The organism is Allobosea lupini, from assembly GCF_900109525.1.
Lineage (GTDB): Bacteria > Pseudomonadota > Alphaproteobacteria > Rhizobiales > Beijerinckiaceae > Allobosea > Allobosea lupini.
The window spans coordinates 1-13,338 of record NZ_FOAN01000018.1; the positions used below are offsets into that span (position 1 = coordinate 1).

Consider the following 13,338-nt stretch of genomic DNA (forward strand, 5'->3'; position numbering starts at 1 on the left):
CTCCGCCGCCAATGCGACGGTGCGCGACCTCGTCAACGAGATCAACAAGTCGGGCATCGCCACCGCCTTCGTCGACGAGAAGGGTCAGCTCAACGTCAAGGGCACCGGCTCGGATGCATTGCAGGTCGGTATCGGCGCCTCGGCGGTCGACGGCGCAGCCGCGATCACGAACGCCGACACTGGCGGCGCCAACACCAGCATCGGCTTTGCGGCCGCTGATCGCACAGGCGCTGGCATTGCTTCTTCCGGCATCACCTCGGCGGTGCGCTCGAACCTGATCGACCAGTACAACGACCTGCGCAGCAAGATCGACGATCTCGCCAAGGATGCCGGCTTCAACGGCATCAACCTGCTCGCCGGCGACCGCCTGTCGGTCGTCTTCAACGAGAAGACCGGCAAGAACCAGACCAAGCTCGACGTTCAGGGCACGCAGCTGACCTCCGACAACCTCGGCATCGTCAAGGCTGGCAACACCCAGCTCGCCGGCACCACCAACTTCCAGAACGACTCCGATCTGGAAGCCGCGACCAAGTCGCTCACCGGCGCGCTGACCTCGCTGAAGTCCCTCTCCTCGACGTTCGGCGCCAACCTCTCGGTCGTCCAGACTCGCCAGGACTTCACCAAGGACATGGCGAACACCCTGACCACCGGCGCCGACAACCTCGTCAACGCCGACCTCAACCACGAGGCCGCCTCCCTGCTCGCGCTGCAGACCCGTCAGCAGCTTTCGCAGCAGGCGCTCTCGCTCGCCAACCAGGCCGACCAGGGCGTCCTGCGTCTCCTCGGCTGATCTTCGGTCCGCAGGAGCGGATCACCCCGCAGAACGCGGGACGAAGCAAAAGAGCGGCGGAGCCTCGGCTCCGCCGCTTTTCGTTTGCGCGCAGCGACGTGATTAACCGTTTGTTAGCCTTAACAAAGGATTATTGGCTCAGAGCAAGCTCGTTGAGCGCCGAATCGCGCTGTCTGAGGGACCTGAAATGGCCAACACCATCCTGTCGAACGGCGTCCGCAACAACCTGCTGACCCTCCAGCAGACCACCGCCCAGCAGGGCGTGATCCAGAATCGCCTGGCGACCGGTCGCAAGGTCAATTCGGCGATCGACAATCCGGTGAACTACTTCACCTCCGTGTCGCTGAATGATCGTTCGAGTCAGCTGACCAACCTGCTCGACGGCATCTCGAACGGTATCCAGACCATCCAGGCCGCCTCCAAGGGCATCGACGGCATCACCAAGCTGGTTCAGTCGCTGCAGTCGACGATCAAGCAGGCACAGGCCGACGCAGCCCAGAACCGCCCGACCAAGGCCGGTGGCGCCTTGGCGAACGCCGCCGAAACCGCGGTGACCAGCAAGAGCCTGAAGGATGTGGCGCTCGACAAGCTGATCGGGGCGCCCGGCGCGGCTGCTCCCGCTGCGGCGACCGCGACTTCGCCCGGTCATCTCGGCATCAATACGACGACGAACACCAACGCCGCCTTCTCGATCACCGTCGGCTCGGACACCTATGAGGCGAGCTTCGCACTGACGGCGACGACCACGGTTCGCGACATCGTCAACGAGATCAATAAATCCGGCCTCGTGACGGCATTCGTCGACGAGAAGGGCCAGCTCAACGTCAAGGGCAAGGGCTCCCAGACCGTCGAGTTCGGTTTCGGCGTCGGCAACGCCGGCCCGGCCGCCATCACTGCGGCGCAGGTCGCCGGCACCAACAGCAACACTGCGATCAACTTCGCCGCAGCCGACGCCGATGTCGGCACTTCGACCATCACCTCGTCGAACATCACCTCGGCGGTGCGCTCGAACCTGATCGACCAGTTCAACGACCTGCGCGACAAGATCGACGATCTCGCCAAGGATTCGAGCTACAACGGCATCAACTTGCTCTCTGGCGACCGCCTCTCGATCGTCTTCAACGAGAAGACCGGCCGCAACCAGACCAGGCTCGACATCCAGGGCTCGACCATCACGGCCGACAACCTCGGCATCCCGCGCGCGATCAACACGCAGCTGGCGGGTTTCATCAACTTCCAGAACGACATGGATCTCGAGAAGGCGACCGCCGCCCTGACCGGCTCGCTGAGCTCTTTGAAGTCGCTGGCCTCGACGCTCGGCTCGAACCTCTCGGTCGCCCAGACACGGCAGGATTTCACCAAGGAACTCGCCAACGTGCTGACCACCGGCGCGGGCAATCTCGTCCTGGCCGATCCGAACGAGGAAGGCGCCAGCCTGCTCGCGCTCAACACGCGCCAGCAGCTCTCGCAGACCGCCCTCTCGCTCGCCAACCAGGCCGACCAGGGCGTGCTGCGCCTGTTCGGCTGAGCCCCCTCCCCTCATAGCCAGAAGGCGGAACAGACATGGCCCTCAAGGTCGAGCTCAAGCCCAACGAGCGCATCATCATCGGCTCGGTCGTCATCCGCAACGACGAGCAGCGCACGCGCTTCTTCATCGAGGGCGAGGCGCCGATCCTGCGCGAGAAGGATATCCTCACCGCGGCCAGCGCCGACACGCCGGCCAAGAAGATCTACCTCTCGCTACAGCTGATGTATCTGGCTGGCGATCCGACCGAGCAGCACGAGGTCTACTTCCAGCTCGTGCGCGACTTCATGCAGGCGGCGCCCAGCGCTTTGCCGCATATGTCCGAAATCAATAACTGCATCTTAAGCGGTGAGCTCTACAAAGCTCTCAAGGCTGCCAAGAAGCTGATCTCATACGAGGCGGAACTGCTCGAGCATGCAAAGCGGGTTTAATGCCTACGCCGCGGCGTCGAAGACGGCACAGAACGTCCAGTCACCGCGTGAACTCGAAGCCGGCCTGCTGCTCAAGGCGGGCGCCCGTCTCCAGATGATCGTCGATGATTGGGCCACCCGTTCCGGCGAGCTCGACGGCGCCCTGGCCTATAACCGCAAGCTCTGGACCCTTCTGGTCTCGGCGGTGATCGCCGAGGACAATCCGCTGCCGGTCGAGATCAAGCGCAACATCCTCGGCCTCGCGAATTTCATCTTCAACCGGACGTTCCAGATCGCCGCGGCGCCGGAGCCGGCCGCCATCGGCATCCTCGTCAACATCAACCGCGACATCGCCGCCGGCCTGCGCGGCCGCTGAACGCCCTCGGGCGGCAAGTCGGAATACGAACGAAAACGGCCCGGAGCGATCCGGGCCGTTTCCTGTTTCGGAGCCTTGGCAGAGGCCTCAGAGATAATTCGTCAGGCGCAGCTGCTGCAGCATGGAGGTGGTCTGGTAGCTCGCCTGCAGAGTGGTCTGCAGCGCCAGGATCTGCATCGCCACCTCCTCCTTGGTGATGTCCTCGACGCCCGCGAGCGTCGTGCTCAGATAGTCCTTGGTTGCGGTGTGCCGCTCCTTGGCCTGCGCCATAGCGGTCTGGGCCGAGCCGAGCTCGACGATGATCTCGGACGGCGCCTGCGTCCCGGTCGGGAAGCCGATCGTGCTGCGCACGCGCTCGGTCATCGCACCGTAGGCCAGTTTCGAATTCGGATCGCTCGCCGGGAAGGTCTCGGCCGCCATGATCGCGAACTGCGCCAGGCCGGTGCGGAAAGCTTCCTCGTTGGCGCGGGCGCCCGCCGCCACCTGCTGGCCCTGGTCGACCTGGACGCTCGCTGTCGCCCTGGCGGAGCCGGCGGCATCGTCACCCTGGTACCAGATCACCGTATTGGCGGCTGTGCCCGGCGCCGGCGCAGCGGTTGCGGTGTCGAAAGGCGGTCCGGGCACCCGAAGCGGCGGATTGCTCTTGCTGCCCGCGAAGAAATCCTTGGCCGCGACCTGGGCCGACGACGCCGACAGCGAGGTCTTCGCCTCGCGCGACAGCGCCGCGCCGATCGCGGTCCGCAGGTTCGCGGCGGTCGCGTTCGCGTCCACGCCAATGACGAAGCCTTCGGCCGGGTCACCGGTGGTGCCCGACGCACGCGCCGTCAGGGTGATCTCCTCCGTCGTGCCGTCGGGAAGCGTCAGCGCGAACTTCAGCGTATCGCCCGGCTGCGGCTGCGCGGCGACGTTGACGGCAATGTCGGCGGGCGGCCCGGCATTGTAGGCCGTGGTCATCGCCGCCGTGCTGCTGGAGGCGCCGGTCAGCTTGAAGCCATAGGGCAGCCCGGCCGCCTCCTCGGCGATCGTCGCATTGGTGCCGGCGCCGCCGGTGACGAGACGGCCCATGCCGCCGGCGCCGATATCGGCCTGCTTGCGTTCGGAGATCAGCTGCTTCAGGCCGGCATGAGTGGCATCGCCATCCATGATCAGCGAATAGTCCACCACGGGCTCGACATCGGAGGTGCGGCCCGAGAACAAATAGCGGCCATTCACCTGCGAATTCAGCAGATCGAGCGTCTGCTTGAACTTTTCCTCGGCCAGCACCTGCGGCGAGGTACGCCCGGTCGATGTCTCGACATAGCTGTCCGGCCGGGCATCGGCCCGTGTCTCGCCGGCGAGCTTGGTGAAGTTCTCGACCGCCGTGGTCATCAGCTTGAGGTTGACGTCCGAGCGCTGGATGCTGGTGAGAAAGCCGTCCAACGTCGAGAGCTTGTCGTTGAGGTCGAGGCTGGTGCCGCGATCCATGCCGAGGCCGGCATAAGTCTGCGACTTCTTCTGCGTCGCGAGCTGCCGCTGCAGATCCTCGAGCTGGCCGCGCATCGAGACGAACTGGTTGGGATTGGCGAGGCGGTAGGCGCCGGTACCGGTCGGTGTGATGGTCATGACCTACCTCCTCACAGTCTCATCAGCACGTCGAGCAACTCCTTGACGGTGGAGATGACGCGTGCGTTGGCGGCGTAGGCGCTCTGCAACTCGATCAGCGTCGACATTTCCTGATCGACATTGACCTTGGTGTCCTCGAGGAAACGGCTCTGCACCGAGGAGAAGGCGACCTGCTGCCCCTCGTCGAGGCGCTTGGCCTGCTCGCTCGCCTGGCCCTGGCCGGCGACGACGCGCTGGACCAGGCTGGACACCGTGCCGGTCGAGGTCGCGGTCGAGCCGTCGAAGCCGGTCGCGTTGGTGAAGCTGCGCTGGCTCGAGGTCAGACGGTCGTAGAGGAATTTCGGCCGGGTGACGTCGCCCTGCGGCGTCGCCGGGCTGGTGTTGTAGACGACGAGCCGCGAGCGGTCTGCGACCAGATCCGGATTGACGGCGATGCGCGAGGCGAAACCGACCGACTGCGCCCCACCCTCATAGGAACCGGTATAGGCGGCATTGTTGCGCCCCGCGTCGACGAAGAACGGCATTTCGGCGGTGCCGCCGGTCAGCGAGGTCTGGGTCGGGCGCGCGGTCAGGCCGGCGACGTCGCGCGTCGCGCTGCCGACGACCCGCAGCGTCGAGCCGGTGTTGGACACGGTGAAGCCGGCGCCGACGGCCGCCTGGATCTGCGTCGCGACGGATGCGGGGCCACCGGAGAAGTCGATGCCGACGACGCGGTTGTTGGCGTCGCCCTGGGCCGAGGCCGGCAAGGGCAGCGACGTCGCCGAGTCGACGCGCACGAAGGTGAAGCGCTGGGTCTGCCCGCTCGGCGGGACTTTGTAGTCCAGCGTCACCGAGTTGCCGGCGGCCAACCCGCTGAGGTCGACGTCGAAGCCGTTGAAGCCGCCGGCCGTGACCGCCGTGCCGGCGATCTCGCGATCGGAGAGCGCGCTCGAGAGCTGGGCGGCGATCTCGTCGAGCTGCGCCTGTGCCTGAACCAGCGTCTTGTCGCGCAGTTCGACCAGCGCGCCGATCTCGCCGGAGCGGAAGGTGTTGTTGGCGATCGCGTCGAACGTGTTGCCGTTCAGGTCGCGCGCGACGATCGTGCCGACCGTCCGCTTGGTCGGGTCGCTGCTCCATTGCGATTGCGGGCCGATATTGGCGCGCGCGTCGAACTCGAACTTGACCGTCGGGCGGCCGTCGAAGAGCTGCGTGCCCGAGGCGGTGGTGATGCTGAGCGCGCCGTTCGGGCGTTCGTCGGTGCGGATCTCGACATATTGCGAGAGCTCGGAAACGATGCGGTCACGCTGGTCGCGCAGATCCGCCGTGCCGGAGGTCTGCTGGGCGTTGACGATCCGTGCATTGACGTTGGTCAGCTGGTCGAGCAGCTCGTTGACGCGTGTGACCCCCGCGCCGATGCCGGCCTCGGCCTGCGAGCGCTGCTGCTGGACGCCGTCCGACAGCCCCCGCAGCCGGTTGGCGAGCTGGCTCGCCGCATCGAGCACCGCCGTGCGGTTGGTGTAGGAGGACGGGTCGTTCTGCAGCGCCTGCAGCGAATTGGTGAAGGTGCTGTACATCGAGTCCAGCGCCGTCTTGCTGCCGGGAGCACCAAAGAGCTGGTCGAGATTGGCGAAGACCTGGGCGCGGGTCGAGGTATAGGACGCGCCCGAGCTCTCCTGCAGCAGCTGGTGCTGGACGATGCGGTCGAGCAGCCGCTGGACGTTGGGGTTGCTGACCCCGACGGTGCCGCCGCTGATCGAGTCGACGCTGGAGACATTGCGCCGGACATAGCCCGGCGTGCTGGCATTGGCGACGTTCTGCGAGACGACGCCGATGCCGATCTGGGCGCTGTTCAGCCCGGAAATCGACGTGCCGAGTGCGGTATTGAGACCCATCGTCAACTCCTGTCGTCTTTGGCTCTTGTTCTATGGCCCGGCCCTTCTGGGCCGTCAGGCCAGGCTGCTCTCAGCGCTCAGCGGATGATGTTGAAGACGTCGCGCAGCATCTCCTGCGCCGTCGAGATCACCTTGGTGTTGGCCGAATAGGCCTGCTGGGTGACGATCATCTTCGAGAACTCGTCGGCGATGTCGGTGTTGGACTGCTCGACATTGCCGCCGATCAGCGCCGCAGTGCCGAGGCCAACGATCGGCGCGCCCGACTCGATCGTCTCCTCGAAGGCGCCGCCATCGAGACGCTTCAGCGCATTCCCGGCGTTGAAGCGGGCGACCGCGATCTGCGCCAGCGGCACGACTTGGCCGTTGCTGAACGTGCCGATCACCTGGCCTTCGTTCGAGATCGAGACCCGGTCGAGCGTACCGGCGGTGTAACCGTTCTGGCGGATGCTGCGGGCGTCGATCTGGCCGCTGGTATCACCGTTCTGGGTCAGGCTGGTGCCGTTGGTGACGATGCTGATCGGCGCGGAGGCAGGCGAGATGGCGTTTCCACCGATCGTCATTGGCGGGATCGTGATGTTGCCGCTGGCCGGCGAAGTCATCTTGCCGGTGTTGTCGAAGGTGATGTCGGTATCGACATTTCGATAGGCGACGGTCGTACCGGTCGCGCCGGTGTTCTCGGCGATGAACAGGTTCCAGGTATCGGCCACCGCCGGCGGGCCAGCCGCGGCATTGGAGACCTTGGCCCAGCGCAGCTCGACGCTGGTCGCCTTGCCGAGCGTATCGTAGACCGTGACCGAGCCACCGGGGATCGAGCGGTTGAGGAAGGTGGTCAGGTCGCTGCCCACCACGGTGCCGGTACCGCCCGAGGCGGTCGTTCCGGGATTCGTACCGAAGCCGGTGCCGGCATTGAGCAGCTCGGAGCCCGGGGTCGAGGTATTGGCGTTGTTGGTCTTCGGATAGGCCGGGATGTTGGCGCTGTATTCGATCTGGGTCGTCGCCTTGGCCGGGAACTGGTCCTTGGTGATGCGCAGCACGTCGGGCTGGCTGCCGATGATCTGGCCGGTGACAGGGTCGATCTTCTGGCCCTTGAGGTAATAGCCGGCGCCGTTGACGAGGTAGCCGTCGGCGTCGAAGTCGAAATCGCCGCGGCGGGTGTAGAGATTGCTGTTGGCGAACTGTGTCGAAGCGCCGACGCCGCTCTGGCGCTGGTCGACGACGAAGAAGCCGTCGCCGTTGATCGCGGCGTTGGTGTCGATGCGCGTCGCGTTGAGGTCGCCCTGGATCGTGTTGGTGGCGCGGCTATAGGAGGCGACCGAGCCGGCGATCTGCCGGTTCAGCGCCGAATCCGGCACCAGGTCGGAAAAGCTGGTATCGACCCGCTTGAAGCCGGCGGTGCGCGAGTTCGCGATGTTGCCGGAGATATTCTCGAGGGCGTAGGACTGGGCCTGCATGCCCGTCACCGCCGTCGTCAGCGCACTGAAAACACCCATCGCAACCTCACCTGGTCACCTGACCTGGACAGCGCCCCCCATGGGCGGCATGTCGAACCGAGGCTGGTTTTGCACGGCCTGTGCCAGGGCCATGCGTGAGATATTTCAAGGGCTTGGATGGTTTTCGAAAGGTTTCCGGACGATTCCGACCGGGCAGATTCGTCCGCTACCGGCAAATTCTGCCGGGCTCAACTGTCCTTGCCGCCCCAGCCGGAGAGATCGCCGGCGACATCGGACAATCCCGGGGGCGTCTCCTCGACGAAGGGCAGCGGCCTGCAGACCGCGATGGCTGCGAGCCCGATCCGGGCAGTCAGCAAGCCGTTGAGCACGCCCTCGCCGAGCTTGGCCGAAAGCCGCGCCGCCAGCCCCTGGCCGAGCACCTGCTGAATCACCGCATCGCCCGCCGCCATGCCGCCGGTGACGACGAGATGGCCGAGCACCTGTCGCGCCAATCTGAACAGCCCGAGCGCGCCGGGGCGACCGGCATAGATCGTCGCGATCGTCCGCAGCAGCCGAGCGCAGGCGACGAGCACGAAGACGACGTCGACCAGCGCCCGCGGGCTGACCGCCGTGACCAGCGAGACGCGCCGCGCCGCCTGCGCAACCTGCGCCTGCGCGAGCGCATCGAGCGGCGCGAGCAGGCTGCGCTCGGCAACGGTGAGCAGGTCGCGGGCAGCGAGCAGCTGCGGCGTATGCAGGGTCAGCTCCGCCCTGCCCTTCGCCGTCTCGGGCCGGCCGGCATAGAGCTTGTCGAGATCGCCAGCGACGCTGCGCGCCTTGGCGAGATCGCTCTCGGAGAGCGCCGCCACGGCGCGCTCGCGCAGTGCCTCGACCCGCCGCTCGCGCAGGATGTCGCGCAGCACGCGCAGAAGCATGACCAGGAGCGCCAGCGCCGCAACGCCCGCGCAGACCAGCGCCGCGATGCCGACGGCCGGGTTGAGGGCGAGCAGCCAGCGGATCGTCTGCTCGGCCCAGACCGTGACGGAGAGCGCCAGCAGGCCCGAAAGCGCCGTGACGAACAGGCTGCCCCAGCTGAAGCGGCGACGCCTCGGCTGCGGAATCGGAGCGGCTTCCGGCTCGATCGGCTCGACCTCCGGCACGACGGCGACATCGCCGCGCCCGCCGAAGACCGCGTCGTCGGAAGGGCCGTCCTGCGGATCGAGACGGATGGCACGCGGCGCCTTGCTCATGCTCGCCTCCTCACGCCAGCCTGTCACCGATCAGGAATTCGAGCGCACGGTCGAGGCGGATCTGCGGCGGCGGCACCAATCGCCCGCCGGCATCCGGCTTGACCAGAGGCGGCCGGAAGCGCGGCGCCCTGACATGCCAGCGCGGCGCGTCGGGATCGAAGATCGCCTCGGGCCGCTCCGGCAGGTCGCCCGGAAAAATCGCCGCTTCCGTCTGACCATCGAAGACCTCGCCGTCGACGACTTCGCTTGCCTCCGGCACCCCGGCGATCGCCGGCAACTCCTCGCGGCCCTCGCGGATGCGGACCTCGCGCGTGGCGCGGATCGCGGCGAAAGCCATCGCCTCGACCTTGGCCCCGGCTCCTTGCGCCTGCGCAGCGGCCCGCGCGACCAGATGCGACATCACCCCGGCGAGGCGGTCATGGCTGGTATGGTGCAGATGATCGGCCTTTGTCGCGGCGAACAACACCTTCTCGATCCGCGGCGCAAACAGGCTCGACAGCAGGCTGTTGCGGCCGACGGCGAAGGCCGAGAGCGCCTGGCCGAGCGCGGTTTCGAGATCGGCGAGCGCAGCCGGCCCCGCATCGAGCGCCGCCAGCGCGTCGACCAGTACGATCTGCCGGTCGAGCCTGGCGAAATGCTCGCGGAAGAAGGGGCCGACCACGACGCGCTTATAGGCTTCGAAGCGCTCGGCCATCAGTCCGGCGAGCGTGCCGGGCTGCGGCTGCACGCCCGGTGGCAGATCAAGCGGCGCGAAGGTCAGGGCCGGCGAGCCCTCGAGATCGCCCGGCATCAGGAAGCGGCCGGGCGGGGTCACCGCCACGGCCTCCGGATCAGCGCGCAGGGCGGCGAGATAGGCCTTGAACACGTCGCTGGCGGCTTCGGCCACCAGCTCGTCCGCTGGCCCGGCCGGGTCGCGCTGTTTCAAATCGTCGAGCCAGGGTGCAGCGATGGCGAGCCGGTGCGCCTTGCGCGCATCCGCGACCGCCTGCGCCGACCAGCTGGCGTAATCCTGTCCGATCAGCGCGAGGTCGAGCAGCCATTCGCCGGGATAGTCGACGATGTCGAGCGTCAGCGTCGCCGGTCCCTTGAACCAGCCCTCGGCGCGCTCGTAATCGATCTCGATCCGCAGCTCCGAGATCCGCCGCGTCGACTCCGGCCAGCGCCGATCCGGCCCCGAAAGTGCGGCGCGATGCGCCTCATAGGGAAAGCGCGGGATGTCGGGGTCGGGCTGCGGCACCAGTCGCACACGGGCAATCCGCCCTTCAGCCGAAGCCTTCAGCACCGGCAGCTTTGCGCCTTCGACCAGGTTCTGGATCAGCGCGGTGGTGAAGACCGTCTTGCCCGAGCGCGACAGGCCGGTGACGCCGATGCGCAGGCGCGGCCGCGCCAGCCCGAGCAGGCTGTCGCCGAAAGCGAGCGCGGCATTGCGCGCCTCTTCGAGATAGGAACCGGACGCCATCAGGCGATCCGTCTCATTCGTCGGGCCCCTCGCCGAGCGAGCCCGGCGTGACGAAGCGGTCGAGCCGGCCGCCTTGCGCGGCCAGATCGCGCCAGTCCTCGATGGCAAAATCGATCACGGCGAGGCCGCAGGTCGGGTATTTCTGCGCCATCCGCGCGGCGGCATAGCGGTCGCCATGGCCGGCGAGCCTGGCGGCCAGCTCCTCGAAGCCGGGATTATGGCCGATCATGAGGAGCGTGCGGACGCCAGGATCCGTCTCCTGCACCACGTTGAGCAGGCGCTCGGGCTTGGCCTCGTAGATGCGCGGCTCGTAATGCGTCGGCGGCTTCTCCGGCAGCATCGGCTTGACCAGCTCCCAGGTCTCGGCCGTGCGCTTGGCCGGCGAGATCAGGACGAGATCCGGCAGCAGCAGCTCCTCGGCGAGATAACGCCCCATGACCGGGGCGGCTTCGCGTCCACGCGTGGCGAGCGGCCGGTCGCGATCGGCGGTGTTGGCGGGCCAGGCCGATTTGGCATGGCGCAGAAGCATGAGGCGGCGCATGGCCGCCATCTAACCATGGCTGGCGGGATTTGCGAGTGGCTTGGGCGTGGAAGCCCGTACTGCGGCGAGAAGCATCTCCATGAGACGACCCGAGTACAGCGCGATCAGCCGCTCGCGCCCGCCCGGCTGCATCTCCAGCGGCGCGAGCTGGCCGTCGATCAGCATGGTCGAGAAGCCATGGGTGATCGACCAGACGAACAGGATCTCGGCGAGATCGGCGTCATCGCCATAGCTCGACGGCAGCCGCATCAGCACATCGGCATCGACCTCTCGCCCCAGCGCCAGCTTGGTCTCCCGGACCAGGATGCCGAAGGCCCGGACGGCGGCGCGACGCAGATCGTCGTCCCCGCTCTTCAGGCCGAGCCGCCCGAAGACGACGCGGAAGCGGCCGGGCCGCGTCAGCGCGACCGCGAGATAGCCCTCGCAGATCGCCGCCAGCCGATCGCCGCCGGACGCCTCGGCCTTGGCGATGGCCGCCTCCATCGTCTGCGACAGATCGTCGAAGCCGAGCGTCGCGATCGCGGTCAGAAGGCCAACGAGATTGCCGAAATGATGCGCCGGCGCCGCGGGCGAAACCCCGGCCCGGCGGGCGCATTCGCGCAGGGTGAAGCCGCCGACGCCCTTCTCGGCCAGCACCGCCTCCGCCGCGTCGATCATCGCCTGGCGCAGGTCGCCATGATGATAGCCGCCGCGCTTGCCGACCTTGGTATCCATCGCACGCCCCGCCCGCACGCCGCCGCCATTAAACTTGACGCCGTTAAGATAACGCAATAGGACAAGCCCGCAACTAAACAGCGTCAAGATTGGAGCGCAGGATGCCTCTCAGCTTCGACGATGCCTTCACTCGGGCAGGCCAGCTCGCGATGATCGGTTGGGCCGCCTTGATCCTGCTGCCACGCTGGCGCGGCCTTTCCGCAGCGCTTGCCGGTTGGATCATCCCGGCCCTGCTCTCGCTCGGCTATGCCGTGCTGATCGCCGTCCATTGGCACGACGCCAAGGGCGGCTTCTCCTCGCTCGATTCGGTTGCGGCCCTGTTCGCCTCGAAGCCGCTGCTGCTCGCCGGCTGGGTGCACTACCTCGCCTTCGATCTCTTCCTCGGCAATTGGATGCTGCGCCGCTCGCAGGAACAGGCGATCCCGCATTGGCTGATGTTGCCGGTGCTGCCGATGGTCTTCCTGTTCGGCCCGTTCGGTTTCATCACCTACCTGCTGCTGGAAACCTGTTTTCGCCTGGCACGCGAAGACCGCATCGCCCGCCTGCAGGCCCGCCTTCCCACCTGGCTGCCCGATCTCGAGCTCGAGCCGCGCCTCACCGCCGCCGCCTTCGCCATGCTCGCCCTGGCCGCGCCGACCAGCCTCGCCTGGCTGATCGACACCCGGCAGTTCCATGGCGTCGATACCTGGATCAAGCCGCTGAAATTCGAGATCTCGGTCGCGTTCTACCTGCTGACTCTGGCGCTGTTCCTGCCGCTCGCGAGCGACCGCTTCCGCGCCTCCTGGCTCGGGCGCTACATGGTCTGGCCGGTGATCGTGCCGATCGTCCTCGAAGTGCTCTACATCGCCTGGCGCGCCTCGCGGGTCGAAGCCTCGCACTACAACCGCGACGACTGGATCGGCATCGCGCTCTACGCGCTGATGGGCATCGGCGCGGTGATGTTCACGATCGCGCCCGGCTTCCTCGCCTATGGGCTTTCCCGCCGCGATGCCGCCCCGCTGCCGGAGGTGGTGCGCTGGTCTCTGATCGTCGGGCTCGCCCTCACCTGCGTCTTCGGGCTTGCCAGCGGCGCGATCCTCAGTTCGAGCGCGAGCGGCCACTATGTCGGCATCGTGCCGGAAGCGCATCGGACGATGCCCTTCTTCGGCTGGTCGCTGACGATCGGGGATCTGCGCATCGCGCATTTCCTTGGCTTGCACGCCTTGCAGATCATCCCGGCGATCGGCGTGGCTCTCTGGTTGGCGAGCCGGCAGCGCAAGGCCGGGCTCGTTGCGCTCGGGACGGTCTCGGCCGCCTATGCCGCCATCACCGCGACGGCGCTCGTCGCGGCGCTGCAGGCGCGCCCGCTGCTCGGGCTGGGCTGACAGGCA

At 67.2% G+C, this 13,338-nt stretch carries 12 protein-coding genes; 5 read left to right on the forward strand and 7 right to left on the reverse strand.

Translation table 11 applies throughout. From position 1 onward, the window contains the following. The 4 genes from BMZ21_RS28840 to flaF all read left to right on the forward strand — a co-directional run. Window positions 1-790: flagellin (locus tag BMZ21_RS28840; protein ID WP_280141495.1), on the forward strand; the 790-nt coding region annotated here is incomplete at its 5' end. A gap of 187 nt (window positions 791-977) precedes the next feature. After that, a complete protein-coding gene (locus BMZ21_RS28845) occupies window positions 978-2,318 on the forward strand; it encodes a flagellin N-terminal helical domain-containing protein (protein WP_091843201.1) in 1,341 nt (446 codons plus the stop codon). 35 nt (window positions 2,319-2,353) lie between these two features. Then, window positions 2,354-2,746 (forward strand): flagellar biosynthesis repressor FlbT, encoded by a 393-nt coding sequence (gene flbT / locus BMZ21_RS28850; RefSeq protein WP_091843204.1) that lies wholly within the window; start codon window positions 2,354-2,356, stop codon window positions 2,744-2,746. Beyond that, window positions 2,730-3,101 carry a flagellar biosynthesis regulator FlaF gene (gene flaF, locus BMZ21_RS28855; protein WP_091843208.1) on the forward strand — a complete coding sequence of 124 codons (372 nt, stop codon included), beginning with the start codon at window positions 2,730-2,732 and terminating at the stop codon, window positions 3,099-3,101. The genes flbT and flaF overlap by 17 nt, the downstream gene beginning before the upstream one ends. Window positions 3,102-3,188: 87 nt before the next feature. Here flaF and BMZ21_RS28860 read toward each other — a convergent pair whose 3' ends face one another. The 7 genes from BMZ21_RS28860 to BMZ21_RS28890 all read right to left on the reverse strand — a co-directional run bounded on the left by BMZ21_RS28860 (window position 3,189) and on the right by BMZ21_RS28890 (window position 11,968). Then, window positions 3,189-4,703 (reverse strand): hypothetical protein, encoded by a 1,515-nt coding sequence (locus BMZ21_RS28860; RefSeq protein ID WP_091843213.1) that lies wholly within the window; start codon window positions 4,701-4,703, stop codon window positions 3,189-3,191. 11 nt (window positions 4,704-4,714) lie between these two features. Next, window positions 4,715-6,574, reverse strand: a complete 1,860-nt coding sequence (gene flgK, locus BMZ21_RS28865) for a flagellar hook-associated protein FlgK (protein WP_091843217.1) — start codon at window positions 6,572-6,574, stop codon at window positions 4,715-4,717. Window positions 6,575-6,651: 77 nt separating this feature from the next. Continuing rightward, the gene (locus BMZ21_RS28870; RefSeq protein WP_091843220.1) at window positions 6,652-8,064 is read right to left on the reverse strand and encodes a flagellar hook protein FlgE; all 1,413 of its coding nucleotides are present in this window, start codon (window positions 8,062-8,064) and stop codon (window positions 6,652-6,654) included. A 188-nt stretch (window positions 8,065-8,252) separates the two neighbouring features. Next, a complete protein-coding gene (locus BMZ21_RS28875) occupies window positions 8,253-9,254 on the reverse strand; it encodes a YcjF family protein (protein ID WP_091843224.1) in 1,002 nt (333 codons plus the stop codon). Between the two features lie 10 nt (window positions 9,255-9,264). Then, the gene (locus BMZ21_RS28880) at window positions 9,265-10,713 is read right to left on the reverse strand and encodes a YcjX family GTP-binding protein (RefSeq protein ID WP_091843229.1); all 1,449 of its coding nucleotides are present in this window, start codon (window positions 10,711-10,713) and stop codon (window positions 9,265-9,267) included. Between the two features lie 13 nt (window positions 10,714-10,726). Further along, window positions 10,727-11,254, reverse strand: coding sequence for a SixA phosphatase family protein (locus BMZ21_RS28885; RefSeq protein ID WP_091843388.1), 528 nt, complete (start codon window positions 11,252-11,254; stop codon window positions 10,727-10,729). Window positions 11,255-11,263: 9 nt separating this feature from the next. Continuing rightward, window positions 11,264-11,968: a TetR/AcrR family transcriptional regulator gene (locus BMZ21_RS28890; protein WP_091843232.1), complete on the reverse strand. Its 705-nt coding sequence runs from the start codon at window positions 11,966-11,968 to the stop codon at window positions 11,264-11,266. 101 nt (window positions 11,969-12,069) lie between these two features. Between BMZ21_RS28890 and BMZ21_RS28895 the strand changes: the two genes are divergently transcribed. Then, window positions 12,070-13,332, forward strand: a complete 1,263-nt coding sequence (locus BMZ21_RS28895) for an ABA4-like family protein (protein ID WP_091843237.1) — start codon at window positions 12,070-12,072, stop codon at window positions 13,330-13,332. Window positions 13,333-13,338: the final 6 nt, after the last annotated feature.